The sequence below is a fragment of the Chitinophaga sp. RAB17 genome, from assembly GCF_052114225.1.
Classification (GTDB): Bacteria; Bacteroidota; Bacteroidia; order Chitinophagales; family Chitinophagaceae; genus Chitinophaga.
Genome location: NZ_JBFREI010000002.1, coordinates 533,670 through 558,669, shown reverse-complemented (window position 1 = coordinate 558,669; position 25,000 = coordinate 533,670). Strand labels below are relative to the sequence as shown.

The 25,000-nt window shown below is 44.3% G+C and carries 25 protein-coding genes; 12 read left to right on the top strand and 13 right to left on the bottom strand.

The window, feature by feature from the left end; all coding sequences use genetic code 11:
- Positions 1-6: 6 nt before the first annotated feature.
- Positions 7-876, bottom strand: a complete 870-nt coding sequence (locus tag AB4Z08_RS08360) for an alpha/beta fold hydrolase (RefSeq protein ID WP_441573271.1) — start codon at positions 874-876, stop codon at positions 7-9.
- Between the two features lie 243 nt (positions 877-1,119).
- Complete coding sequence (locus AB4Z08_RS08355; protein ID WP_441573270.1) at positions 1,120-2,001, bottom strand: AraC family transcriptional regulator; 882 nt, start codon at positions 1,999-2,001, stop codon at positions 1,120-1,122.
- Positions 2,002-2,173: 172 nt separating this feature from the next.
- On the opposite strand from AB4Z08_RS08355, the gene AB4Z08_RS08350 reads away from it, so the two are divergent.
- Positions 2,174-3,304: an alkene reductase gene (locus tag AB4Z08_RS08350; protein WP_441573269.1), complete on the top strand. Its 1,131-nt coding sequence runs from the start codon at positions 2,174-2,176 to the stop codon at positions 3,302-3,304.
- Here the strand turns inward: AB4Z08_RS08350 and AB4Z08_RS08345 are convergent.
- Together AB4Z08_RS08345 and AB4Z08_RS08340 are read right to left on the bottom strand one after the other, a co-directional pair.
- Entirely contained in the window at positions 3,249-4,514 is a 1,266-nt protein-coding gene (locus tag AB4Z08_RS08345; protein ID WP_441573268.1) for an RNA polymerase sigma factor, read from the bottom strand. The two genes, AB4Z08_RS08350 and AB4Z08_RS08345, sit on opposite strands and share 56 nt — an antisense overlap.
- Positions 4,515-4,518: 4 nt before the next feature.
- A complete protein-coding gene (locus AB4Z08_RS08340) occupies positions 4,519-4,863 on the bottom strand; it encodes a YciI family protein (RefSeq protein WP_441573267.1) in 345 nt (114 codons plus the stop codon).
- Between the two features lie 136 nt (positions 4,864-4,999).
- Between AB4Z08_RS08340 and pbpC the strand changes: the two genes are divergently transcribed.
- On the top strand, positions 5,000-7,396 hold the full coding sequence (gene pbpC / locus AB4Z08_RS08335; protein ID WP_441573266.1) for a penicillin-binding protein 1C: 2,397 nt from the start codon (positions 5,000-5,002) through the stop codon (positions 7,394-7,396).
- Positions 7,397-7,502: 106 nt separating this feature from the next.
- Here pbpC and AB4Z08_RS08330 read toward each other — a convergent pair whose 3' ends face one another.
- Genes AB4Z08_RS08330 through AB4Z08_RS08320 form a run of 3 tightly spaced genes read right to left on the bottom strand, consistent with a single transcriptional unit; the run spans position 7,503 to position 9,693 of the window.
- A complete protein-coding gene (locus AB4Z08_RS08330; RefSeq protein ID WP_441573265.1) occupies positions 7,503-8,759 on the bottom strand; it encodes a replication-associated recombination protein A in 1,257 nt (418 codons plus the stop codon).
- Between the two features lie 15 nt (positions 8,760-8,774).
- On the bottom strand, positions 8,775-9,206 hold the full coding sequence (locus AB4Z08_RS08325; protein WP_441573264.1) for a group III truncated hemoglobin: 432 nt from the start codon (positions 9,204-9,206) through the stop codon (positions 8,775-8,777).
- Between the two features lie 13 nt (positions 9,207-9,219).
- A complete protein-coding gene (locus AB4Z08_RS08320) occupies positions 9,220-9,693 on the bottom strand; it encodes a hypothetical protein (RefSeq protein WP_441573263.1) in 474 nt (157 codons plus the stop codon).
- 205 nt (positions 9,694-9,898) lie between these two features.
- Between AB4Z08_RS08320 and AB4Z08_RS08315 the strand changes: the two genes are divergently transcribed.
- The gene (locus tag AB4Z08_RS08315) at positions 9,899-11,959 is read left to right on the top strand and encodes a M13 family metallopeptidase (RefSeq protein ID WP_441573262.1); all 2,061 of its coding nucleotides are present in this window, start codon (positions 9,899-9,901) and stop codon (positions 11,957-11,959) included.
- Between the two features lie 95 nt (positions 11,960-12,054).
- On the top strand, positions 12,055-12,342 hold the full coding sequence (locus AB4Z08_RS08310) for a YHS domain-containing protein (protein WP_441573261.1): 288 nt from the start codon (positions 12,055-12,057) through the stop codon (positions 12,340-12,342).
- A 434-nt stretch (positions 12,343-12,776) separates the two neighbouring features.
- Here the strand turns inward: AB4Z08_RS08310 and AB4Z08_RS08305 are convergent, their stop codons facing one another.
- Positions 12,777-13,178, bottom strand: coding sequence for a hypothetical protein (locus AB4Z08_RS08305; protein WP_441573260.1), 402 nt, complete (start codon positions 13,176-13,178; stop codon positions 12,777-12,779).
- 272 nt (positions 13,179-13,450) lie between these two features.
- Positions 13,451-14,281 carry a UDP-2,3-diacylglucosamine diphosphatase gene (locus tag AB4Z08_RS08300; protein ID WP_441573259.1) on the bottom strand — a complete coding sequence of 277 codons (831 nt, stop codon included), beginning with the start codon at positions 14,279-14,281 and terminating at the stop codon, positions 13,451-13,453.
- 180 nt (positions 14,282-14,461) lie between these two features.
- On the opposite strand from AB4Z08_RS08300, the gene AB4Z08_RS08295 reads away from it, so the two are divergent.
- The 8 genes from AB4Z08_RS08295 (at position 14,462) to AB4Z08_RS08260 (ending at position 21,310) form a co-directional block, all read left to right on the top strand.
- Positions 14,462-15,112 carry a DUF47 domain-containing protein gene (locus tag AB4Z08_RS08295; RefSeq protein ID WP_079469694.1) on the top strand — a complete coding sequence of 217 codons (651 nt, stop codon included), beginning with the start codon at positions 14,462-14,464 and terminating at the stop codon, positions 15,110-15,112.
- 41 nt (positions 15,113-15,153) lie between these two features.
- Positions 15,154-16,158, top strand: a complete 1,005-nt coding sequence (locus AB4Z08_RS08290; protein WP_441573258.1) for an anion permease — start codon at positions 15,154-15,156, stop codon at positions 16,156-16,158.
- A 159-nt stretch (positions 16,159-16,317) separates the two neighbouring features.
- Entirely contained in the window at positions 16,318-17,196 is an 879-nt protein-coding gene (rfbA, locus tag AB4Z08_RS08285; RefSeq protein WP_441573257.1) for a glucose-1-phosphate thymidylyltransferase RfbA, read from the top strand.
- A 24-nt stretch (positions 17,197-17,220) separates the two neighbouring features.
- Positions 17,221-18,249, top strand: a complete 1,029-nt coding sequence (galE, locus tag AB4Z08_RS08280) for a UDP-glucose 4-epimerase GalE (protein WP_441573256.1) — start codon at positions 17,221-17,223, stop codon at positions 18,247-18,249.
- A 52-nt stretch (positions 18,250-18,301) separates the two neighbouring features.
- A complete protein-coding gene (locus AB4Z08_RS08275) occupies positions 18,302-19,267 on the top strand; it encodes a transketolase family protein (protein WP_441573255.1) in 966 nt (321 codons plus the stop codon).
- A gap of 166 nt (positions 19,268-19,433) precedes the next feature.
- Positions 19,434-19,994 (top strand): RNA polymerase sigma factor, encoded by a 561-nt coding sequence (locus AB4Z08_RS08270; RefSeq protein WP_441573254.1) that lies wholly within the window; start codon positions 19,434-19,436, stop codon positions 19,992-19,994.
- Between the two features lie 99 nt (positions 19,995-20,093).
- Positions 20,094-20,819: a hypothetical protein gene (locus tag AB4Z08_RS08265; protein WP_441573253.1), complete on the top strand. Its 726-nt coding sequence runs from the start codon at positions 20,094-20,096 to the stop codon at positions 20,817-20,819.
- A gap of 29 nt (positions 20,820-20,848) precedes the next feature.
- Complete coding sequence (locus AB4Z08_RS08260) at positions 20,849-21,310, top strand: hypothetical protein (protein WP_441573252.1); 462 nt, start codon at positions 20,849-20,851, stop codon at positions 21,308-21,310.
- 54 nt (positions 21,311-21,364) lie between these two features.
- Here the strand turns inward: AB4Z08_RS08260 and AB4Z08_RS08255 are convergent, their stop codons facing one another.
- From AB4Z08_RS08255 to rodA, 4 genes are all read right to left on the bottom strand, one after another.
- A complete protein-coding gene (locus AB4Z08_RS08255; RefSeq protein WP_441573251.1) occupies positions 21,365-21,712 on the bottom strand; it encodes a nuclear transport factor 2 family protein in 348 nt (115 codons plus the stop codon).
- 40 nt (positions 21,713-21,752) lie between these two features.
- A complete protein-coding gene (locus AB4Z08_RS08250) occupies positions 21,753-22,610 on the bottom strand; it encodes an AraC family transcriptional regulator (RefSeq protein WP_441573250.1) in 858 nt (285 codons plus the stop codon).
- 222 nt (positions 22,611-22,832) lie between these two features.
- Positions 22,833-23,579 carry an MBL fold metallo-hydrolase gene (locus AB4Z08_RS08245; protein ID WP_441573249.1) on the bottom strand — a complete coding sequence of 249 codons (747 nt, stop codon included), beginning with the start codon at positions 23,577-23,579 and terminating at the stop codon, positions 22,833-22,835.
- Positions 23,580-23,685: 106 nt separating this feature from the next.
- Complete coding sequence (gene rodA, locus AB4Z08_RS08240; protein WP_441573248.1) at positions 23,686-24,972, bottom strand: rod shape-determining protein RodA; 1,287 nt, start codon at positions 24,970-24,972, stop codon at positions 23,686-23,688.
- Positions 24,973-25,000 lie beyond the last annotated feature (28 nt).

Here is a 25,000-nt window from a genome sequence, read left to right as displayed (position 1 = left end):
AGGTGATTATAATTTTCTTAAAAAATCATGTATCAATGCAGCTACTTCTTCATGATATTCTTCCAGTACAAAATGGCCACCATCCAGCAGATGGACTTCTGCATTTTCAACATCTCTTTTATATGCTTCTGCACCGGGCCAGGTGAAGATCTTGTCATTTTTACCCCACACTACCAGTACAGGTGGTTGCTGTGTGCGCAGGTACTGCTGCCATTCCGGGTATTTTGGGAAATTGGTACCATAGTTCAGGAACAGCGCGATCTGTATTTCTTCTACACCAGGTCTGGCCATATAAAAATGCGCCAGCTCATAGCCGTCCGGGCTCACACGTTCCGGGTCAGCAGCGCCAAACACATGTTCTTCCTTAATCCTTGACAGCGTTAATTTATCTGCGATCGCTGCCAGCAAAGCTTTTTCATCATGTTGCAATGTTCCTATGATCTGTACATCGGGGCCTAATCCTTCATCATACACATTCGCATTTTGTATCACCAGGGCTTCTACCAGCTCAGGTCTTTTAGTGATAATGCGGAAACCAATAGGGCCGCCATAATCCTGCAAATACCAGGTGAATTTTGTTAAGCCAAGGGTGTCAATAAACTGTTCCATCACCACTGCGAGGTTATCGAAAGTATAGTCGAATGCTGTTAATGCAGGGATACTGCTCTGGCCAAATCCAGGATAATCTGGAGCTATCACGTGGTACCTGTCCGCCAGGTCATGGATAAGGTCCCGGTACATATGAGAGGTAGAAGGGAAGCCGTGTAAAAGCAATATCACCGGTGCATCTGCGGGCCCTGCTTCCCGGTAAAAAATGTCGAGGTTGTTAACTGTAACTGTTTTGTATAAAACGCTGGTAGTAGTGAGTGTTTTCATGTGTGTTTAATTTTGTACTATTTGGTACAATAGTAATTAAAAAAAAGTGTTAGCGGATATGTGATGCAGTTATTGCGGGTAGCTTGGTTTGTATATCATCTGGAGTAATTTTCTGGTATAAAGATATATATTTTACCAATTGGTACAAAATATATCTTAAAAAAATTTAAAAAAAGAAGAAGAAACATCACGGTGCTTTCATTATCGACCTATTAGTAAGCGGAGTATACAATTGGGCAGCAGTTATTGCTGATTTCCTACCGGACGGGCATTTTTCCGGTATTCCAGCGGACTCACCCCGCTGTGTTTCCTGAACTGTCGTCCTAAATGGCTTTCATCGGTAAAGCCCAGCTCTCCCGCAATCTGGCTAACGGTCAGCGTGCTGAAAGCCAGGCGCTGCTGCACCATATTTATTTTATACTGTGTAATATAATGCTGTAAACTTTCGCCCGTAAGTTTCCGGAAATACTCACCTACATAATTTGCAGAGAGATTGAAGTGAGCAGCCAGATAATCCACTCTTAATTTTTCCGCATCGCTGATATGTTGCCTGATATGCAACAGCATCCGGTTAATCAGTGGCTCTGTTTCCTGACCGGTAGCGGTGATACCCGCATTTGTATTATCGGATGCGTTGCGGGCCAGGATATTCAGTAACAGCGTCACAAAATGCTGCAGGTTCTCTTCATGATAAGCCTGCTTCTGCTGATACTCCTGCACCACATTATTAATCAGCGAGCTAATCATCTGACAATCACCTGCATCTTTTACCAACAACCGCTGAAAACGGTTATGGTGAGAAAAGATATGTTCCAGTTGCTTGAGCCACTGAACAATCCGTGCCCGGTCAGGTGCATTTTTATACTGTCCCAGGAAAACCTCCGAGAACCGGATAGAGCAGAAGCGCGTAGGAGTAGTGGCATTAAATCCGCGGCAATCCAGCGGTGTAAAGAGAAAGATGCTTCCCTTTTCGTAGGGAAAGTCATTCAGGTTAGTCGTGCGCACACCGCTCCCCTCCAGGATTTGTACAATCTCGAAGAAATGATAAATCAGCGGACGCTCTTTCCAGCATTCCATATCTGATACATGTACCTCAAACGGGCGGTGCAACTCTTTACGCTCCATAACTGATTGCCTTTATAAGATGATATATGGACTGCATCCATCATGTGGTGCACAAAACTGGTACCCCACCTTATGCCCTGTAACCTGTGAAATTACAAAAGAAACCTCTCTTTATCACTGTTCTGTCGTGACTCCCCTATGTAATTTTGTCATCAGAAAATCACAATAGATCATGAATACGAGAGAAAAATTGTTGTCGCCGCTTGTTACCCCTTTATTCACCTTTAAAAATCGGGTAGTGATGGCTCCTATGAGCAGACGCCGCTCTGACCAGGGTATTCCCAGCCCTTCAGCACCACTATATTACGGACAAAGAGCAGGCGCTGGTTTAATCATTGCTGAAAACAGTGCCGTTGCGGCTAACGGTCTCGGCTATCTGAATGCACCAGGCATTTATAATGCAGCGCAAAAAGCTGCATGGAAAAAAGTAGTAGACGAAGTACACGCCAGGGGCGGAAAAATATTTGTGCAACTGGTACACACCGGCCGGATAGGACATCCGCTCAACCAGGAAGGCGGCGTACCACTGGTAGGTGCTTCTTCCCTGAAAGCAGAAGAAAGCATCCGCACCCCCGGAAATGAGCATCATCCGATGCCGGAACCGGAAGTATTAAGTACTTCCGGCGTAAAAGCGATGGTAGACGCACATATCCAGGCCGCTATTGCCGCCATAGCTATCGGTTTTGATGGAGTGGAAATACATGGCGCACATGGCTTTCTTCCGGAACAGTTCCTGCATCCCCTCACCAACCTGAGAACAGATGAATACGGTGGTAGCATCGTCAACCGCAGCCGATTTCTGCTGGAAATCATGGAAGGTGTCACAGCCGCTATCGGCAAGGAACGTACCGGCATCAGGTTATCTCCTTTCGCTGTCCTCAATGATTTACCTGCCTATGTAGAAGAAGCTGCCACACATCAGTATATCACCGATGCCTTACAGCAATTAGGAATATTATACATCCACTTGTCCAGCCAACCGCTGAATGGATTACCAAGTATATCTACTGCTTATATCCGGGAGGTACGCCAACGCTTCCATAATCTGTTGATAGTGGCAGGCGGACAAACAGCCGATTCCGGTGAAGCCTTGTTACAAGCAGATCTGGCCGATCTTGTCGCCTACGGTAAACCTTTTATAGGGAATCCAGACCTGGTCGAAAGATTCCGTCACAATACACCATTAACCGAAGCCGATGTCAATATCTTTTATGAAGGAGGCGATACCGGGTATATCGATTTCCCCATCATTCATCCTCATCCGGAAGCTTCGTCCCCTGGAGTTCCTCAATGGCTTTTCTAAGCGTTTTTTGTGTGGTAACAGATCTGCTGAGTGTGATTGCTTTATGGTAATAGCTGATGGCTTTATCAGTATCTGTGTCGGCCCATAGGTAAGCCAGTAGCGCATAGTAATAATCATGTTCCATCAGCTGCAGCTTTTCCGCCTCTTTTATCCCCTGATTGCTCCCATAAACTTTTGCAAAAGCAAATGTCCTGTTCAGCGCGGTCATAGGAGAGTATTCTATCAGGACAAGTTGATTATATAGTTGTAAGATATGCTCCCATTTATGTTCATCTGTGGGAGTAGTATGCCAATAAGCAATGCCTGCCTCCAGATGGTATTTTGAAATATCATTCCCGGTGCAGGCATTGACCAGGTAATAATTTCCTTTCTCAATCAATTCTTTACTCCACAAACTTTTATCCTGCTGCTCATACAAAATAGCTTCTCCCGAATCATTCTCCCTTGCATCAAGACGGGAACTTTGAAAACACATCAAAGCCAGTAGTGCATTGGCTTCTGTAGTATTGACCAATGTGCTTTCTGTTAAAATAAGTGTAAGCCGCATCGCTTCTGAACAAAGGTCTTTGCGGATGGAGTGATTACTGGAAGTAGAAAAATATCCTTCATTAAACAACAGGTATAAAGTTCTCAAAACAGTATCCAGTCTTGACGCCATCGTAGTAGGTTCCAATACCTTTATCTGAAAATTATCATCGCGGAGATTCGCCCTTGCTCTCAGCAACCTTTTCTTGATCGTTTCTTTTTTAGTGAGAAACGCATCTGCTATTTCTTCAACACTAAAACCGCAAAGAATCTGAAGGGCTAAACAGATCTGCGCTTCTTTTGAATTGCTGGGATTGCACACCGCAAAAATCATTGCCAGCTGACTATCCGTAATGGTTTGCGGGGTAAATTCAAAATCGGGTTCCGCCTCAATATCCGCTGTTGTAATGGCGCCTTTGATATGTGTTTCAAAAATAGTGATCCGCTTGAGATAATCTTTGGTTTTGTTTTTTGCGACCGTATAAAGCCAGGCAGTTGGGTTTTCAGGAATACCATGTATCCCCCATGCTTCCATAGCTTTTAAAAATGTTTCGCTGGCGATATCTTCAGCGATCTCGATATGTTTCAGGCCAAAATGACGGCATAATACAGCCGTCATCTTGGTATACTCCAATCTGAATAAGTGAGGCAAAAGCTCCTGGTATGTGGCGGCCTTTTCTGCCATCCGCTTAACTTTTTTCTCCTGGTGCTAATATGGCCCGTACTTCCACATTTCCGCCCATTTTTAACACCGGGTTACCTTTGGCTAATTCAACTGCTTCTTCAATAGACCCAGCCTTTACAATCATGTACCCACTGATAAATTCCTTGATTTCCGTGTAAGGGCCATCTGTTACCACATCATTGGGTTTCACAGTTTTAGCACTGCTGGCAGATAAACGGTTTCCTTTGTCAGCCAGCTTATTCTGGGCAGCAATGCTTCCCAACCAGTTCATCCTTTCCTGTAGTTGTTCTGGTGATGGATTGTCGTGGGAATCCTTGCTGTTTCTGAAAATTAATATGAACTCTTTCATGATGATAAATTTTGTTGATTCATCCTTACAACGATTGAACCTTTCCGATGGGGACAAATAACTTTTTTGCCGATGGGTATCACTTATAAAGTTAACCCTATCTTTGAACACACAAAATTATTACCCGGATTCCCCGATGAAGCTATATACACTCAAACAATGGTGCCTTAAAAAGAAATGGTGGCTGACAGCAGCAGGCATTCTCCTCATCGCATATTATTGTTGTTTACCCAAACAGCTTTTTACGGCTGCCACTTCCTATGTGCTGGAAGACAGCAACGGTGATTTGCTCAATGCCAGTATAGCACCGGATGGGCAGTGGCGCTTTCCCTACAACGCACATGTACCGCAAAAATTTGAGCAATGTATTGTTGCTTATGAAGACAAGCGTTTTTATTATCACTGGGGCCTGGATCCTATTGCGATAGCCAGGGCTGTTAACCAAAATATACGGGGCAAAAAAGTAGTGAGTGGCGGCAGTACATTAACCATGCAGGTGATACGCCTGTCGCGCAATCAACCCCGCAACATCTGGCAAAAATTGGTGGAAGGGGTATTGGCCACCCGGCTGGAGTTTGCTGCATCCAAAAAGAAGATCATTGCTTTATATGCTGCCAATGCGCCTTTCGGCGGCAACGTAGTAGGATTGGAGGCAGCAGCCTGGCGTTATTATGGTCGTAAAGCAGATTTGTTATCATGGGGAGAAATGGCTGCCCTGGCCGTTCTTCCAAATAGTCCTGCGCTCGTGCACCCGGGCCGTAACAGGGTAACGTTGTTGAATAAACGTAATCAACTGCTGACGAAATTGTATCATCAGCATACCATCGATAGCATTACCTGCCAGCTGGCCAAACTGGAACCCTTACCGGATCAGCCTTTGCCGCTGCCCCAGGAAGCGCCGCATTTACTGGACCTTTTCCGTAAAGAGCACCTGCAACAAAAATCCGATGCCCCCACCCGCATTCAAAGCACAGTGGTGGCTGACCTGCAACACAACGCCACTGCCATTGCAGAACGATATCATAACGCTTACAAAGCCAATGGCATTAACAATGCCGCCGTACTGGTGCTGGATGTAGAAACCGGTAACACCCTCGCTTATGTTGGTAACATCTATAATCCTTCTGACCCGGAGCTGGAAAGCCACGTAGATATTGTACAGGCAAGAAGGAGTCCCGGCAGCACCCTGAAACCGGTGCTGTATGCCGCCATGTTGAATGATGGTCTGATACTGCCTAATACCCTGATTCCTGATATCCCCACACAAATTGCCGGGTACTCCCCGCAAAATTTTGATCTGGGTTACGATGGGGCAGTGCCGGCATCCCGTGCACTGGCAAGGTCATTGAATATACCTGCTGTGCGCATGTTGCAACAGTACCGCTACGAACGGTTCCATTCCTTATTACAGAAAATGGGAATTACTACACTCAATAAACCGGCAGACCATTACGGCCTGTCATTGATCCTGGGTGGAGGAGAAACTACGCTGTGGGAAATGTGTGGTATGTATGCCAGCATGGCCCGCACGTTGCTGCACATGGACCAATACAAAGGAAAATACGATATGGATGATATTCATCCACCTAACTACCGGCAGAATATTCAACGTCCTTCGAAATATGGACTGAGCAAAGACGGGCTGTTGGATGCAGGATCTATCTGGTATGCCTTTCAGGCGATGACAGAAGTGATGCGGCCAGGGGAAGAATTACTATGGCAGCAATTCTCCTCCTCACAGCGTGTTGCCTGGAAAACAGGTACCAGCTTTGGTTTTCGTGACGGATGGGCTATTGGCGTTACACCGCAATATGTGGTAGGTGTATGGGTGGGTAATGCCGATGGGGAAGGGCGCCCCGGACTGATTGGCGTGTCTACCGCAGCACCCATATTGTTTGATGTATTCCGCTTATTGCATACCAGCGGATGGTTCAACACCCCTTATGCCCAAATGAAAAAGATAGAAGTCTGCCGTAAAAGCAGCTTCCGTGCCAGTGAATTATGCGAAGAAAGAGATTCTATATATGTCCCGGCAGCAGGTATGCGGGCAGGTATCTGTCCGTATCACCAGTTAATCCACCTCGACAGAACCGGCCAGTGGCGCGTTACAGAAAGCTGTGAGTCGCCTCAATTTATGCAGCATAAATCCTGGTTTGTATTACCACCTTCTCAGGAATATTATTATCGCAGTAAAAATTATTATCAACAGCTACCTCCATACAAACCGGAGTGCCTGGCATCACTCGGGCAGGACAAGGCTCCAATGGAGCTGATTTATCCACGACCCGGCGCGAGAATATTTGTACCCGTAGAAATTGATGGAAAGCCCGGTCAAACGATCTTTACGGCCACACACCGCAACAGCTCCGCTAAAATATTCTGGCACCTGGACAACAACTTTATTGGTACCACTGCTGAATTTCATCAGATGGCATTACACCCTGCAGCTGGGAAACATACGATTACGTTAGTAGATGAGAATGGGGAAAGGGTAGAACAAACATTTGAAATTTTAGATAAGGAGCGGGAGTAAAAGAATGAATTACGAATTACGGATTTGTGGGTAGATGGTATTTGACAACATCGGCGTTTACATCTACCCACAAATCCGTAATTCGTAATTTCTAATTCGTAATTCTCTAATAATTATACTTCTCCTTCCACAAATTCTTCAGATACTTCCTCAGTTCTTCTTCCCTTGGGTTATTCCCTGGTTCATAGAACTTCGTTCCTTTAATTGCATCCGGCAGAAACTCCTGCACTACAAAATTATTCTCGTAACTGTGTGCGTAGGCGTATCCATCTCCATATCCCATCTGCTTCATCATTTTCGTAGGGGCGTTTCTGATATGCATTGGTACAGGCAGATCACCGGTTTTGGCTACGATCGATTGTGCTGCGCTGATGGCCGTAACAGCGGCATTGCTTTTAGCAGAAGCCGCGAGATAAGTAACGCATTGCGAGAGGATAATTCTTGATTCCGGGTAACCTATCAGGTTGACAGCCTGAAAACAGCTGGTAGCCAGCAACTGCGCATTGGGATTGGCATTGCCGATATCTTCTGATGCCAGGATTACTAACCGGCGTGCAATGAATTTTACATCTTCTCCGCCATCAATCATTCTGGCGAGATAGTATAATGCTGCATTCGGATCACTGCCACGAATAGATTTAATAAAAGCGGAAATGATATCATAATGTTGTTCCCCGCTTTTATCGTAAATGGCTACCCGTTGCTGCGCAATATCCATCACTTTCTTATCTGTAATAACGATCGGATCTTCCTGGAGAGTGGTCACTACCAGTTCAAACAAATTAAGCAGTTTACGGGCATCTCCCCCTGAAATATTAAACAGGGCAGTGGTTTCTTTTAATTCAATGCTTTTGCTGCGTAACCATTCATCGCGCTCCATCGCCTGTTGCAACAATGTCATTAACTGATCATTGCCCAGTGGCTTGAGTACATATACCTGGCTGCGTGATAATACCGCTGCATTTACTTCGAAGGAAGGGTTTTCGGTGGTAGCACCAATGAGGGTGATGATACCTTTTTCTACGGCACCTAACAGGGCATCCTGTTGGGACTTATTAAAACGGTGAATTTCATCAATAAACAACACGGCATGCTGCTGTCTTCTTGCCATCTCAATCACCTCCCTCACTTCCTTTACACCAGCCGAAATGGCGCTGAGGGTGTAAAAAGGTACCTGTAGTGTATGCGCAATGATATTGGCAATCGTAGTTTTACCAACACCCGGAGGACCCCACAAAATCATCGAAGGGATCATACCTTGCGCGATCGCTTTTCTTAAAATACTGTCCTTGCCGGTAAGATGTTCCTGCCCCACCAGTTCATCCAACGTTACCGGTCTTAACCGCTCCGCTAATGGTTGCATACTACACTTATTGTTTTATTGGTGATTGCCCGGGTTAACGAGCGGGATATTTTTGTCGGTGCCCGGATGATTGATCTGGTTCATTTTAAACGCCATAATTTCCTTGATGGACCTGGCACGGGTAATGGCCAGGGTAGCCTTTTCTCCAGTAAAAAGGGTGGTTACAGCAGCTTCAAACAACTCCAGCCAGCGGTCAAAATATTCTGGCTGCAGGGGCACCAGCTTATTCAGTTTAAAATGAGGTTCCATGGCGTTACGGCCATAGTTGCTGCCATCCAGCAACAGGCTTTCCCAGAAATCATACATAATGGGCAGATGATGCGGCCAGTCAACTTTTGCCACATCGTTAAAAATAAAACCGATCAGTTCATCGGCTTTCACTTTCTCATAAAAACTGTCTATCAATGATTGTATGTCGTCTCTGTTGGCTATTTCCCGCTTTTCCATAACCCGATATTTTTTATTCTGCTTCTGGCTCCTCTTCTGCGATGTCGATATGCTGTTGCTTTTCCTGCCATTGACGCAGGTAGCGGAAAGACAAAATCGCGTTCAACAATAGGGTAATACCCATAAAAAGGCAAATTCCCCCTAAAACCTGTACACTTTGACGTGTAATGGCCTTTTGTTCCTCCGGAGATGGTAACATCGCCTTCAGGTCCTTGATAATATTGTCTGGTAAACTGATCAATGCCAGTCCCGCCACTACTATTAAAGAGGAAAAGAACAATTCTATCACCCCCATGATACGGATACCGCCTGGTGTATTTTCTTTCAGGGGCAACTCTGGTATCAACAGACTGCGCTGCAGATATAAGGATAAAACGCTATGAATGAAACAGGCTCCCCACAGCAACAACCCCAGTAAAGAGGGAGTATTAATCCCCTGGTACAGCATTATGGAAAGACCCGTAAATGCAGAAAACCCAGATATCATCAATGCTAGTGCTGTTGTGATTCTGTACAATTTAAACCTGAAATCCATCTATATCTTAATTTACGTAACACAAACCTACCTAATTATTTAGAGATTATCGGAATTGATCCATTGCACCACCACGGCGGAGATTGCCGTTCATAAAAAACCTTTGCCGCAACATGACCCCTTTTCCATAACTTTAAATACTAAACCTGTTTTATATATGAACAAAACCAATGCGGTAAAACTACCGTTGCTGGCTGCCATGGTTACTTTTGCAGCCTGCAATTCCAACAGCTCCTCGCACCAGGGAGAAACAGCAGACTCCGCGAAGGTGCCGGCATTTAACCTGGCCGATATCGACACCACCGCCAAAGCCTGCGATGATTTTGATAATTACGTAAATGGAAACTGGAAAAAGAATAATCCTATACCATCTACCGAAAGTCGCTGGGGAGCATTCAATATCCTCGATAAAGAAAACAAGGAAGTACGCCTCAAAGGAATTATTGCTGACATCACCAGCAAAACAGACCTGAAAAAAGGTACAGAAGAACAACAAATCGCAGATTATTACTCTTCTTTTCTTGATACCGCTACCATTGAGCAACGCGGCATCACCCCCCTCCAGCCTTACCTGGATAAAATTAATGGCATCAAATCACTGGCAGACTGGGCCAGTGTAACCGGCGAACTGCAAAAAATCGGTGTATCCACCTTTACCGGATTCGGTGCAGATGCAGATGCGAAAGACAGTAAAATGAATGTACTGTACGAGGGACAAGCTGGTTTAAGCCTGGGTGAAAAAAGCTATTACGAAAGACAGGATTCTGCTACCAAAAATGTACGCAACGAATTTTTGTCGCACGTAGACAAAATGTTTAAGCTGGCTGGCTTCACGGAAGCTAATCCTGGTAAAACAGTGCTCGAATTTGAAACCAAACTGGCCAACATTCAGCTCACCAATGTAGAACTCCGCGATCCGGTTAAAACCTACAACAGATCCACTTACGCTGACCTGAAAAAACTGGCTCCCGATTTTGATTGGGATAACTTCGCTGCCAAACAGGATATTAAAACAGATACAATTGTACTCCAGAACAAAGAATATCTGACCAAAGCGGGAGGCCTGCTGAAGACCATCCCGATAGAAACACTCAAAACATACACCAAATGGCAGTTGCTCACCCAATTTGCTGGTTATTTGCCTGCGTCTTTTGACACAGAAAATTTCCATTTCTTTGGTACAGTCATGACAGGTAAGAAAGCACAGAAAACCCGTGCCGAACGCGCTATCCGTTCTACAGATGGTAAAATGGGAATGCCATTGGGTAAACTGTTTGCCAAGAAATACTTCCCGGAAAGCAGCAAACAGAAAGTATCTGAAATGATCGAAAATGTGCGCAAAGTATATGGTGAAAGAATCGACAAACTCACCTGGATGGGTGATTCTACCAAACTGATGGCACACAAAAAATTATCTTCCTTTACTTATAAGATCGGGTATCCTGACAAATGGAAAGATTACTCTTCTATCAATATTGAAAAAGGAAAACTGCTGGAAAACGTAGTAGCAGCAAGTCTGTATGAGCACAATGAAAATATTAAAAAAATAGGTAAACCAGTAGACAAAAGCGAATGGGGTATGACTCCTCAAACGGTAAATGCCTATTACAATCCTTTAAACAACGAAGTGGTATTCCCTGCAGGTATCCTCCAGCCTCCTTTCTACAATCCTAATGCAGACGATGCGATCAACTACGGCGGTATCATTGCTGTAATAGGTCACGAGTTTACCCATGGTTTCGATGATCAGGGTTCTCAGTTCGATGCAGAAGGTAACCTTAAAAACTGGTGGACAGAAGCTGATCGTAAAAACTTTGATAAGCTCACCAAACGTTACATTGATTACTTCAGCACACTGGAAGCTTTACCTGGTTTCAAAATAAATGGCGCTTTGACCATTGGTGAAAACGTAGCCGATCTGGGTGGCTTAACCCTGGCTTATCATGCACTGGTGAAATCTTTTGCAGGCAAGGGCGAACCTAAACCTATCGATGGATTTACCTGGCAGCAACGTTTCTTCCTGGGCTGGGCACAGGTATGGCATGGTAACATTACCGATGCAGCCCTCCGTAATCAGATCCAGACAGATCCACACTCACCGGCAAGATTCCGCATCAACGGACCATTACCTCACCTGGCTGAATTCCAGGCAGCATGGGGTTGTGCTCCCGGCAATAAAATGGTTTTACCCGAAGCTGACCGTGTAGTTATCTGGTAATAACGCAGTTCCTTATAGTATTACGGATTTGTAAGAAGCAGGTGCTTCTTACAAATCCGTAATTTTTTTTATCAATACCTTCGTAAAAAAATAGTATGAAATATATATTCTTCATCGGTAGCGCATTATTCCTGTTTGCCTGTGCCCAACAAAACAAACCTGCTGAAAACAATGCAATGCCGGCAACGCCTGCCGCGACAACAGAGAAGCCGGTAGCAGATGCCAATGGCAAATTACCAGACCCTGTATGTGAGATGCCTTATGATACCAGTTATAAAGAATGGGCGGTGTATAAAGGAGATACCCTGCATTTCTGTTCCGTTACCTGCAAAGGCGTATTCGAAAAAGCACCGGAAAAATACATGGCTAAACTGGGAAAATAATCCCGTAACTAATAAAAACCGTCCGGGTAGAAACCCGGGCGGTATTGGGTTCAGTTTATGAATCTATTGTATAAAATACAACTATTGCAAAATTTGTGAAAATGACATGGTGAAGAAATATGATAAGTATGTTTCCGTAAGCAGTGAATATATGGGCGAACAGTTAACAAAACTGTATTAATTATACAGTTACAAAATAGGTTTCCTATACTTTGCTACTTCTTTAATTTTTCAATACTTCTTTAATTCCATTGACAAAAGTATTGGCATGACATTACCACATTGTTAAGAGAATATTACCAGCATGTTAATTGGTGATTTTATTTATCAGGGGCTAACGGCTACAAACATACGAAAAGGAGAAAACGGATACGGGTTAAAGAACAGACCCGGAGAAATACATCTGCCGGAATATTATAAAAAACAGGAAACAGTTACCACATATTCTGCTGGGGCGACTGCCGGTTATTATTCATCAGCATATCCAGGGAAATATCCAGTTGATAGTTGCGGTCTTCCTTCTTATCAGCCGCAGGGCTGGCTATCTGGAATAAGTGCTGGCTCTTGTTCATAAAAGGTTTGTTGTCCTTATTGCACAATTCCAGTGAAAAATTAAACCGTTCTTCCACTTCTTCCTCAAATTCACGCAAGCTCAGCGTTTCATCTATCGGGAACTCTATCAGGATCTCCTCTTCAAAGCCGGCTTCTTTCAGGGTATCAAAAGCATTTGCCAGCGAGTTACGCACATACACTGCCACATTGCAAAAGAGCAAACGCTGGATCTGCATTTGCAATAGGGAGATCGTCATCAAAGGATGCAACTTCAATACTTTCATCTAGCTGTTTTTCTGCTTTTTTAAATGTACACTATCGTCACACTTAATTATTTCTCTGGCAAACTTAGTAGTCTACTTTTAATTTAATATTAAGCGCTTGTTATGATTTTGTGAAAATAATATTTAAATATAAATATATAATAAAAATATAAATGTAATAAATATCCGCTGCTTAGGTACTGTTGAAAACAACACCTAAGCAGTGACTTTAGCGATGCTACGGTAAAAGTAATCGGGGCAGCAGCAATCCGGCAGCATGCCGCACACAGGCATCAGCTTCCGGGGAAAGTAATGATACGGGTGGCGTCCCAGTCGTTAGCAGCATCATCCTCATCTTCCGCCAGTACAATTTTGGATTTGGTAACAGGGTGCTGGTACAGGGTCCATTGCTGGTTTATATATTCGAGAGATGTAAGACTTTCTACCCAATCACCTGAATTCAGGTAAGTCACCGTTTTATCGCCCACCTGCATCTCTTTGATCAGCGGCTGGTGGATATGCCCACAGCATACTACATCAAAATCCTTATCCGCTGCGATTTCAGCAACTGTTTGTTCAAAATCGGAAATAAACTTAACGGCCGTTTTCACGCCCTGCTTCACTTTTTTGGAAAAAGACATCTTTTCCCGGCCAAAGCTTTCCAGTACATTATTCACCAGGCGATTCAGGATAATCAACAGATCGTACCCTTTACCTCCCAGTTTCGCCAGCCACTTGGAATTTTTCATGGTCACGTCATATACATCGCCATGAAAAAACCAATGCCTTTTCCCATCTACCTCCAGCACGAGCTTGTTGTCGATMGTAAAGTTACCCAGTTCAAAGCCGGCGTATTTACGCAGTGCCTCATCATGGTTCCCGGTCAGGTAATACACCTCGGTTCCTTTGCCAATCATCTTCAGGATTTTCCGGATTACCTTGGTATGCGCTTTTGGGAAATAACGTTTACTAAATTGCCAGATATCGATAATATCCCCGTTCAGTACCAGTATCCGCGGCTCAATACTATCCAGGTACTGGATCAGTTCTTTGGCGTGGCACCCGTAAATTCCCAGATGTACATCTGAGATGACGGCAATATCTAATGGGCGTTTGTCTGACATTTATAGGCGGTATGTACAGGTTGTAGGCAGCCTGTTTATGAGTATAATTTTCTATGCAAAGGAAAAATCGCTATATTACTTTTATATTAATCCAGTGTTAAGGAATTATTAATTCGCGTTTTTTGCTGGTAGGGATAGATCGAGAAAGCTAATTTTGCGGCAAATTATAAACTCAAACGTATGGGAGGCTTCAATTCTTTTGTTAAACTATTCATGCCGAAAGACCGGGTATTTTATTCTTTGTTTGAAGACGTAGCTTCCAATCTTGTAGAAATGGCCACTGTGCTCAATGAGCTGGTTGCCACTACTGATCTGGCCGTGAGGAAAGATAAAGTGCATCTGATAGAGCGCCTGGAGCACAAAAATGACGATTACACCCACCGCATATTTGTAGAACTCGGACAAAACTTCATTACCCCATTTGACCGGGAAGACATTCACTACCTGGCTGCCACACTGGATGATGTAGCTGATTACATCCATGGTTCCGCCAAAAGAATGGACCTCTACAAAGTACATTACATCAACGACAGCATCCGTAAGCTCGCTGAATTAATCCACCTGGGTGTACTGGAACTTGCTAAAGCTATCCCCGAACTGCGCAATATGCAGAATATGCGCATCATTACTGATGCCTGCGTAAAGATCAACAGCCTGGAAAACCATGCTGATGACATTTATGACATGGCCATCGCCGATTTGTTCGACACCGAACAAAATGCGGCAGAACTGATTAAAATGCGTGAAATCTACCAGGCCCTGGAAATCGCTACAGACAAGTGCGAAGACTGCGCCAATGTAATAGAAACCATTATTATCAAGTACTCCTGATAAGGGAAATACAGTTCTGAACGCATAATTCTCCCTAAGTCATGACTTTATTAGTAGTAATTATCATACTGGCCTTCATCTTTGACTATATCAATGGTTTCCATGATGCCGCCAATTCTATCGCCACAATTGTGTCGACCAAGGTACTGACGCCATTTCAGGCAGTACTCTGGGCCGCAGTTTTCAACTTTGCGGCTTTTTTTATTGCCAAATATATCATCGGCGAGTTCAAAGTAGCCAATTCTGTAGCCAGCTCCGTATTTGAACAGTTCATTACGCTGAAAGTAATCCTTTGCGGTCTGGTGGCTGCAATTACCTGGAACCTCTTTACCTGGTGGCTGGGCATCCCTTCCAGCTCCTCCCATACACTGATCGGTGGTTTCATTGGTGCAGCAGTAACTGCCTCCCATGGCAATATTGATGTAATCAATTTTCATAAAGTATTACCTACCGTATATTTCATCGTACTGGCACCGCTGATAGGTATGGTCGTGGCTTTTATTATTACCCTGATCATTGTAAATATCTGCCGTAAGGCAAATCCCTACCGCGCAGAGAGCTGGTTCAAACGCCTGCAGCTGGCATCTTCCGCTGCATTGAGCCTTGGACACGGTAGTAACGATGCACAAAAAGTAATGGGTATCATCTCTGCTGCCATGGTATCTGCCGGTTATATCGGCAGTATCAAGGAAATGCCAGACTGGGTGCCACTGGCCTGCTTTACCTGTATCGCACTCGGTACAATGAGTGGTGGTTGGAAAATCGTAAAAACCATGGGTACACGTATCACCAAAGTAACACCATTGGAAGGTGTTGCCGCGGAAACGTCCGGTGCTATTACCCTGTTCCTCACAGAACACCTGGGTATTCCTGCCAGTACCACTCACGTTATTACCGGTGCTATCATGGGGGTAGGTGCTACTAAAAGATTATCTGCTGTTCGTTGGGGAGTAACCGTTTCCCTCCTATGGGCATGGGTTTTAACTATTCCCATCAGTGGATTACTGGCTGCTTTCACCTATTTCATCGTAAATTTCTTTATTTAACAGATGATCATTAGAATATTTGAAAAGCTCTCCGGTCTTTACGGAGAGCTTTTTTTTATAAAAAAAACATGCTATTTGAAACAGAGCCGCTATTTTTGTGCGGTTTTCTACTGATTTAGAAAGCTACCAGTTAGTGACCATCAAAAATTGATCTTGCAAATGAAAGGAATTATCCTGGCCGGCGGTTCCGGCACCCGGTTGCACCCCATTACGTATGCTATCAGCAAACAAATAATGCCGGTGTATGATAAACCAATGATCTATTACCCGCTGTCTACTTTGATGCTGGCGGGAATAAAGGATATCCTGATCATTTCCACACCACATGACCTGCCCGCTTTTCAACGTCTTTTTGGTAACGGGCAACAACTTGGGCTGAATCTCAGTTATGCAGAACAGCCAAATCCCAACGGACTGGCCCAGGCATTTGTGATAGGAGAAGAATTTATCGGTAAGGATAGCGTAGCACTCGTATTGGGAGACAATATTTTCTATGGCGCCGGCCTCGGGACCCAACTGGCCCACAATGCCAATCCAGATGGCGGTATCGTATACGCCTACCAGGTATCAGACCCCGAAAGATATGGCGTGGTGGAATTCGGAGATGATATGAAAGTATTATCCATTGAAGAAAAACCAGAACAGCCAAAGTCAAATTATGCCGTACCAGGCCTCTATTTCTACGACAACAGCGTAGTCGAAATTGCTAAAAACCTGGAACCCAGCCCGCGTGGTGAATACGAAATTACAGACGTCAACAAAGAATATTTACAACGTGGAAAATTAAAAGTTTCTATCTTACCCCGCGGTACAGCGTGGCTGGATACCGGTACCTTTGACTCGCTGATGCAGGCTTCACAGTTTGTACAGGTGATAGAACAAAGACAAGGAATAAAAATTGCCTGTATCGAAGAAATTGCCTTCCGTAAAGGATTTATCAATGGTGACCAATTGAAAGAACTGGCAAAACCTTTGCTTAAAAGCGGCTACGGGGCATACCTCGAAACAGTACTCAAACAAAAAAATATTCTGAAATAACTAATAAAGTAAATCTGAAATATCATGAAGGTTCTCGTTACGGGTGGGTGTGGCTATATCGGCGCACATACTATTGTAGATCTGATCAATAATGGATTTGATGTAGTGTCTGTAGACAGTAACATCAGGAGCAGCACCCAATTATTAGACGGTATTGAAAAAATTACCGGGAAAAAGGTACGCAATTACAAAGTAGATCTTTGTAACCTGGAAGATACCAACGCAGTATTTCATGAAAACAGAGATATCGTTGGTGTGATCCATTTTGCAGCACTGAAAGCAGTGGGAGAATCTGTTACAGAGCCCCTGATGTATTTTCAGAATAACCTGACTTCTCTTATCAATGTGCTCAAATGTGTAAAAGAGTATAACGTACCTAACCTGGTATTCTCTTCTTCCTGCTCTGTTTATGGTAATACCAAAGACTTACCGGTAGTGGAAACAACACCGCTCGGTGAAGCACAGTCACCATACGCCCGCACTAAGCAAATTGGTGAACAGATCATTGAAGACTATAGCCGGGTAAATGATACCCAGTCTATACTGCTCCGGTATTTCAACCCGGTAGGTGCCCATCCTTCCGCACTCATAGGCGAACTGCCACTGGGCAAACCGGATAACCTGGTACCTGTAATCACCCAGACAGCCATTGGGAAAATCCCTAAAATGACCGTTTTTGGTACCGATTACGATACTCGCGATGGTTCCTGCGTACGCGACTATATTCATGTAATGGATATCGCCAATGCACACACGAAAGCATTGCAATACCTGATTGAACACCGCAACGAAAGCAACTGCGAGATTTTCAACCTGGGTACCGGCAACGGCGTAACCGTATTGGAAGCCATCAAGGCATTTGAGAAAATATCCGGTATTAAACTGAATTATACTACCGGCCCACGTAGAGAAGGCGATGTCATCTCTATTTATGCCAATAACAACAAAGCCAAAGAAAAGCTCCACTGGTCACCCGAAATAGGTATAGAAGACAGTATGCGCACTGCCTGGCAATGGGAAGTAAGCCTTCGTAATAAAGTGCTGAGTAACTAGGATCATCACTTTTTAATGTTTACTTTTATACTTCAATTTTAAAAAGACCATAATGGTAAAAGATATTCAACCACTAAATGAAAAAGAAACCCGTGGCGGGTTTGGTGAAGGTATATTGGAAGTAGGTCGTAAAAACCCTAATGTAGTTGCACTGACAGCCGACTTGCTCGGTTCCATGAAACTGAACGCATTTATTAAAGAATTTCCTGATCGTTTTGTACAGGTAGGTATCGCTGAAGCCAATATGATAGGTATTGCAGCTGGTTTAACCATTGGCGGCAAAATCCCTTATACTACCACTTTTGCCAACTTCTCTACCGGTAGGGTATATGACCAGATCCGTCAGTCAGTAGCCTATTCCAATAAAAATGTAAAAATATGTGCTTCCCACGCAGGTCTTACCCTGGGTGAAGATGGCGCTACTCACCAGATCCTGGAAGATATCGGCATGATGAAAATGCTGCCTGGAATGACTGTAATCGTACCTTGCGATTTCAACCAAACCAAAGCAGCCACTATCGCTATCGCTGATTATGAAGGTCCGGTATATCTTCGTTTCGGCCGTCCGAAATGGCCTAATTTCACCGCAGAAGACCAGAAATTTGAAGTAGGTAAAGCGCAGATCCTGCACGAAGGAACAGATATTACCCTGTTCGCCTGCGGCCACCTGGTGTGGATCGCTGTCGAAGCAGGTAAAGTGCTGGAAGAAAAAGGATACAGCGTTGAAATCATCAACATCCACACTATTAAGCCACTGGACGAAGCAGCTGTTATTGCCTCCCTCACTAAAACCGGTTGTGCGGTAACTGCTGAAGAGCATAACGTGCTCGGTGGTCTTGGTGATAGCATTGCACAGGTAGCTTCCCGCCATATCCCCGTTCCTATTGAATATGTAGGTACCAACGATACTTTCGGCGAAAGTGGTAAACCACTGGATCTGCTGAAAAAATATGGCCTGGACGCAGATCATATCGTGGCAGCTGCTGAAAAAGCAATGGCGAGAAAAAAGAAAGCATAACGCAATTTTATATTTGATTAAAAGATTAGCGAAGATGGAAGCGGATACCCGCTACTGTCTTCGCTAATCTTTTTTCTATATTAAACTTTCTGTGAAAGTATTGGTCTCATGAGTGGGTTTTTATTTATATTCATCTAAATATAACCTGTTAAGAACCATTTAACCTATGGCCGTTTCACAGGACGATAAAACATTATTAGCATTATACCGCGTATCTGATACAAAGGAGAAAGGGTTCACCCTGATCATCCAGAAGTATCAGGAAAGGCTTTACTGGCACATTCGCAGAATGGTAATGGATCACGATGATGCCAATGACGTGCTGCAAAATGTATTCATAAAAGTGTGGAAAAACCTGGAAAACTTCCGGGAGGATGCACAATTATATACCTGGCTATATAAAATAGCCACCAATGAAAGTCTGACTTTCCTGGAACAACAAAAACGTAAAACATCTATTTCCCTGTCGGAAGTCGAAAGCGGTTTAAGCAATAAACTCAGGGCAGATCCCCAGTTTGACCCGAATAAACTGGAATGGAAGCTACAGAGAGCCATACTCAGTTTACCCGATAAACAAAGGATTGTATTTAACCTGCGCTATTATGACGAAATGCCTTACGAAGAAATGAGTAAAGTGCTGGAAACGTCCGAAGGCGCCCTGAAAGCTTCTTATCACCATGCCGTAAAAAAGATCGAAGAATACATACGGAAAGGAGCTGACATATAATTTTACAAATATTTATTTTAAGCAATTTTTAAAGAAATTTACCAAAAGATTAAAATGGCATTAAACTATTAAATCCCTTCACTGTCTAAAAAACAGTATATGAACAAGCAGACCTACATAGCGAACGAATTAATGCAGATAGCACCAGATGTCAACTGGCCCGCTGAAGCACCTTTTACGGTGCCGGCAGGCTATTTTGAACAACTGCCTGCTGCTATCATGCTGCAAATTCAACTGGAAAACTTACGTTCCGGCACGCCTGCTGTTCAACAAAACCCAACCATTCCTGCCGGTTATTTTGATGGGCTGCCACAGTCCATCATGCAACGCATCAAAGCCGAAGAGACCAGCTCTGTGTCATCAGAACTGGCATCCCTTTCTCCTTTCCTGGCTGCGATACCAAGGCAGATCCCTTTTACGGTGCCCGAAGGCTATTTTGAATCCCTGCAGGTCAATCACCTGCTGCCAGCCACCCCACTGCGGGTTGTACACCGGAACAAGGCCAGTACCTGGATAAAATGGACAGTAGCCGCCTGCTTAACCGCTTTAATGGGTAGCAGCGCCATCCTGTTTATGATATCCGAGGATAATACCCATGGTAAAATAATAGAAAAACAACTGGAAGACCTTAACGACCAAGATATCGTTGAATACCTGCAAACCCACACCGATCCCTTTGATAATGATGCTATTTTTGCATCCTCCGTTTCTGTGGAATCAACCCCGGTGCAAAACCAGCTAAACGAAGCCGTTCCGCTGGAAGCCATCGAAAAATACCTGCAACAAACAGATTTATCAAAGGAAGTGTTACCTGAAAAGAAATGATGAAACGTTTTAGCTTTATATGGATTGCAATGTTAGTGCTACTGTCCACCATGGGTGTCAGTAGCGCACAACAGCCCCCATCCGAAGATGCTGCTGAAAAAATAAGAGCTATTCAGATAGAATACCTATCCAAAAAACTCGATCTCACCACGGAAGAAGCACAAAAATTCTTACCTGTATATAATAACTATACCCGCGAAGTAGAACAACTTATTGCGGAACGTCATCAGAAAAGAGACCAGGAAAAATTATCCTCCGACAACGCCGATGATGCTGCCCGCAGAAATATGGATAAGGAACTCACCTACGAAAAAAGAATGCTGGACATCCGATCCCGCTACAATACAGAGTTTCAACGGGTATTGCCCGGCCGGAAAGCAGGTATGGTTTTCAAAACGGAAAGAGAGTTCCGGACCATCATGATCAATCATGTGAACAGACAACGAATGAACAGAATGGGGCAGGGCGGAGGCCCAAGGAGAAGATTTTAGAATTACGAACTACGAATTGGAAGCCCGTAATTCGTAATTCATACCTCGTAATTCTTACTTATAATGCGCCCTCACTTCACATACCAGCCCCTTTTCATTTAACACCATCAGCTCCGCACTAAGCATATCATTCACGCTCTTATAATAAAGCACCACTGAATTGACTCCTTCCAGGATATGATACAACTCAAAATGTAAGTTGGGATAAGCTGCCAACCCCTTACTGAAGTAAGCACGTAAGTTTTCCTTTCCCCTGATACAACCTGAAGGATCATTGTTAATCTTTTTGATAAGAGGAGAATAAAAAAGGATGTCCGCATCATAGTGCGATAAAATTTCTTCCAGGTCGTGTGAATTCCATGCCCGGAGCCAGGCTTCGCCAAAGTTGGTCAGATTTTGCATGACTGTTTTTTCCTGCAATGTAGCGCTTTAGCCCATCGGACTATTTGCTGAAAAGATCATTTTCCATATTGCGCCATTGTAGTGGCGTTATCTTAAAGCTATGCCGGAACTGCCGGTAAAAGTGAGTGATATCCTCAAAACCAGTACTATAGGCTATTTCAGGAATCGGCTGCTGCGTGGTCCGTAACAGAAACCCCGCCATCTGTAACCGCTTTTCCCATATCCATCCCATAGGAGCGCAATGATATATTTCCCGGAAACGACGTTTCAAAGTAGCTGTACTCATATGTCCCATAGCCGCCATTTCCTCCATCAGCCTCACTTCCGGCAACGCTGTACATAACTTTTCCATCACCTCCGGCAACGGGTATTTCACCGCTTTGGCCAGCATAGCGCTTATCGATTCATTTTTATTGATCAGGTATAAGGCCCGGGAAATAATTTCGTAATGGTCAGGAGCCGGATGCTCCGCTGAAAAATGGGGTAATAACGATTGTGTAAAGTAATGCCACTGCGGATCTGCCGGTAAGGTAGTGAGCGCTTTGGTATAAGCCTCCCGGCGCCTTCTTTTATTTGTCAGTTCTGCCAGTATTACCTCATCCGGTATCACCAGGTTAATGCTGCTGTACTGTTGCCGGGGAGGCAATATTTCAGAACAAAGCAACGTCCCGGCCGGAATCAGCAAGGCATCGCCGGCATGCAGTACATGCACCTGTTTGCCATCATACATTCTTTTCTCTCCTGCTACAATCAGATTCAATACCGTATGCGGTATGTATAGCTCATGAGTGGCCTGTTCACGATAATGACTATACGAAGCCCAACTTTGGCCTTGCTGCTGCCATGTCTTAATTTCATGCTGCCCGGTGAGCGCCAGAGTATCAAACAAGGTATACATGGGAATAGCTTTTAGCGGTTAGCTTTTAGCTTTTAGACTATTGCGGAGGGTCATTAGCGAATGGATTTGAGCGGATGGCCTTTTGTCTGTTAAGCCCATCCGCTGAAGCTATGGAATAGCTTTTAGCGGTTAGCTTTTAGCTTTTAGACTATCGCGGAAAGTCATCGGCGAATGGATTTTAGCGGATGGTCTTTTGTCTGTTAAGCCCCTCCGCTAAAGTTATCAGAACTTCGCAAAAGGTTCTTTGGTATCATGATAAAATAGAAACGTCCAGCCTTCCTGCTTACCACGTTCCAGGAATTCCTGCCGGAGCTCCATACTACGCTTGCCATCATAATCATATTTGGCCGCAAAACGACTTTTCATCTGGGATATCTGTGGCGCCACATCTCCTCCAAAAAACACTTTATCTTCTCCGTCATCTATCAAAAATACCTGGTGATAAGGACAGTGGCCCCCGGTAACCTCATAGTGTATATAATCATCTATAGTGCCATCGCCGGTAGTAAACACCACATTATCGCGTTGCTGTAATAATATAATGTCTTCTGCGAGATACGATTTACCAGAATGCTCCAATGCATACAACATCTCCTCATTATTCACATAGTAGGTAGCACTGGGAAAAGTAAGGGTGCGCTCCCTGGTAATGGGATCTTCTGAAGATACACCACCGGAATGATCCTTATGTAAATGACTCATCAGCACTTTGGTAATCTCCATGGGATTAATGCCATGATCTATCAGATGCTGATGAATTTGTAATACGCCATCCGGATTGCGAAATCCCAGACCTGTATCGAATAAAATATAATCACGGTCAGTGATTACCAGGAACGGCTGTATTTCTACCAGTAATGAACCATGCGGGCGATCCTGCATGCTATCTGTTCCCAGCTTAAAGGGAAGGAATTTCTTGGTCCCGTCTACGGTAAATGACCCTTCTGATAATGGAATAATACGTGCCATTTTGCAAAGATACTAGCTTTTGGCTTTTAGCCTTAAGCAAAAATGCAGCGAAGATGTTGCCATCTCCACTGCATTTTTGCTTAAGGCTAAAAGCCAACTGTAAAAGCTATCTCAATACCATCTGCCTGTCTGCGTCCAGGCGAAGTAATATAAATATCAACATGGTAAACGTCATGAGTGATGACCCGCCATAACTTACTAACGGCAAAGGAATCCCGATTACCGGCGCCAGACCGATAGTCATAGCGATATTAATGGCCAGATGGAAGAAGATGATACTCGCGACCCCATAGGCATAGACTCGCGTAAATGTCGATCGCTGTCGCTCCGCCACAAAAATGATCCGGAAAAGCAGCGCCACATAAATAGCCAGGAATATCACACTTCCGAAGAAGCCGAAGTCTTCCCCTATTGTACAAAAGATAAAGTCAGTACTCTGTTCAGGTACGAAATCGTAGCGGGTCTGGGTACCTTTCAGGTATCCCTTACCCCAGAATCCACCAGAGCCAATCGCAATCATACTCTGCCGGGTATTATAAGTCGCTTTGGGATCATTCTCTTTACCCAGCATTACTTCAATACGGCGTACCTGGTAGTCCTTCAGTACTTTGGTAAATGCAAAAGGAACGATAAACATCACAAACAGGGCGCAGAAAGCATACACGCCAAGGATCACTGCGAGCCTCGATCGCTTTCGCTTTATTTCGCGCCGGCTGAAATAGATGACCAGTGCGGTAATGACGGTAAATATGGAAAAGAGCACCGTTCGGTCCACTAACAGGGCCGACAATACGAGTACGATACCCGAAAATGCAATCACCAGTAACACACCAGGTAACCCTTCCCGGTACATCACGAGGAAGAAGGAAAAGTATACCAGCGCCAATCCTGTTTCATCCTGCAAGATGATGATGCCTGCAGGTATAAGTGCGAGCGCCGCCGCAATAAGCCGCGATCGTAGTTTGGTAAAATCGGTTTCCTGCGATGACAGGTATTTGGCCAGTGCAAGGTTAGTACATAGTTTGGTCAGCTCCGCCGGCTGAAACTGGAATCCGCCGATCACCAGCCAGGAATGCGACCCTTTTACGTCTTTACCTATTCCCAGTACCAATAACAACAGTAGTAGCCCTCCCGCATACGCCAGGTTAGCAGTGGCTGTAAAAAACTTACTGTCCGTAAGCCAGATAATAGCCGCCAGTACCAACGATATCCCCAGCCAGATCAACTGACGGGAATAGTTTTTACCAGGATGAATAATATCCTGCCATACATTGTCATCCCCCCGGTATTCCGCAGCAAAAATGGACATAATGCCGATGATCACCAATGCGAGGTACAGGCCAACTATTGGCCAGTCTATCCCTTGTGTCAGTTTGGCTTGCGAGCGGTTCATTATAAATTAATCGGTTTATTCGATGATT

Bases quoted from the DNA above. Each gene is read 5' to 3' on its own strand.
- AB4Z08_RS08325 (WP_441573264.1), bottom strand. From the start codon at position 9,206: ATGGAAAAGCGGGAAATAGCCAACAGAGACGACATACAATCATTGATA.
- AB4Z08_RS08265 (WP_441573253.1), top strand. From the start codon at position 20,094: ATGAACAAGCAGACCTACATAGCGAACGAATTAATGCAGATAGCACCA.
- rfbA (WP_441573257.1), top strand. From the start codon at position 16,318: ATGAAAGGAATTATCCTGGCCGGCGGTTCCGGCACCCGGTTGCACCCC.
- AB4Z08_RS08355 (WP_441573270.1), bottom strand. From the start codon at position 2,001: ATGGAGCGTAAAGAGTTGCACCGCCCGTTTGAGGTACATGTATCAGAT.
- AB4Z08_RS08340 (WP_441573267.1), bottom strand. From the start codon at position 4,863: ATGAAAGAGTTCATATTAATTTTCAGAAACAGCAAGGATTCCCACGAC.
- pbpC (WP_441573266.1), top strand. From the start codon at position 5,000: ATGAAGCTATATACACTCAAACAATGGTGCCTTAAAAAGAAATGGTGG.
- AB4Z08_RS08245 (WP_441573249.1), bottom strand. From the start codon at position 23,579: ATGGCACGTATTATTCCATTATCAGAAGGGTCATTTACCGTAGACGGG.
- AB4Z08_RS08270 (WP_441573254.1), top strand. From the start codon at position 19,434: ATGGCCGTTTCACAGGACGATAAAACATTATTAGCATTATACCGCGTA.
- AB4Z08_RS08315 (WP_441573262.1), top strand. From the start codon at position 9,899: ATGAACAAAACCAATGCGGTAAAACTACCGTTGCTGGCTGCCATGGTT.
- AB4Z08_RS08290 (WP_441573258.1), top strand. From the start codon at position 15,154: ATGACTTTATTAGTAGTAATTATCATACTGGCCTTCATCTTTGACTAT.
- AB4Z08_RS08260 (WP_441573252.1), top strand. From the start codon at position 20,849: ATGTTAGTGCTACTGTCCACCATGGGTGTCAGTAGCGCACAACAGCCC.
- rodA (WP_441573248.1), bottom strand. From the start codon at position 24,972: ATGAACCGCTCGCAAGCCAAACTGACACAAGGGATAGACTGGCCAATA.
- AB4Z08_RS08250 (WP_441573250.1), bottom strand. From the start codon at position 22,610: ATGTATACCTTGTTTGATACTCTGGCGCTCACCGGGCAGCATGAAATT.
- galE (WP_441573256.1), top strand. From the start codon at position 17,221: ATGAAGGTTCTCGTTACGGGTGGGTGTGGCTATATCGGCGCACATACT.
- AB4Z08_RS08330 (WP_441573265.1), bottom strand. From the start codon at position 8,759: ATGCAACCATTAGCGGAGCGGTTAAGACCGGTAACGTTGGATGAACTG.
- AB4Z08_RS08310 (WP_441573261.1), top strand. From the start codon at position 12,055: ATGAAATATATATTCTTCATCGGTAGCGCATTATTCCTGTTTGCCTGT.
- AB4Z08_RS08305 (WP_441573260.1), bottom strand. From the start codon at position 13,178: ATGAAAGTATTGAAGTTGCATCCTTTGATGACGATCTCCCTATTGCAA.
- AB4Z08_RS08295 (WP_079469694.1), top strand. From the start codon at position 14,462: ATGGGAGGCTTCAATTCTTTTGTTAAACTATTCATGCCGAAAGACCGG.
- AB4Z08_RS08360 (WP_441573271.1), bottom strand. From the start codon at position 876: ATGAAAACACTCACTACTACCAGCGTTTTATACAAAACAGTTACAGTT.
- AB4Z08_RS08255 (WP_441573251.1), bottom strand. From the start codon at position 21,712: ATGCAAAATCTGACCAACTTTGGCGAAGCCTGGCTCCGGGCATGGAAT.
- AB4Z08_RS08275 (WP_441573255.1), top strand. From the start codon at position 18,302: ATGGTAAAAGATATTCAACCACTAAATGAAAAAGAAACCCGTGGCGGG.
- AB4Z08_RS08350 (WP_441573269.1), top strand. From the start codon at position 2,174: ATGAATACGAGAGAAAAATTGTTGTCGCCGCTTGTTACCCCTTTATTC.
- AB4Z08_RS08320 (WP_441573263.1), bottom strand. From the start codon at position 9,693: ATGATATCTGGGTTTTCTGCATTTACGGGTCTTTCCATAATGCTGTAC.
- AB4Z08_RS08345 (WP_441573268.1), bottom strand. From the start codon at position 4,514: ATGGCAGAAAAGGCCGCCACATACCAGGAGCTTTTGCCTCACTTATTC.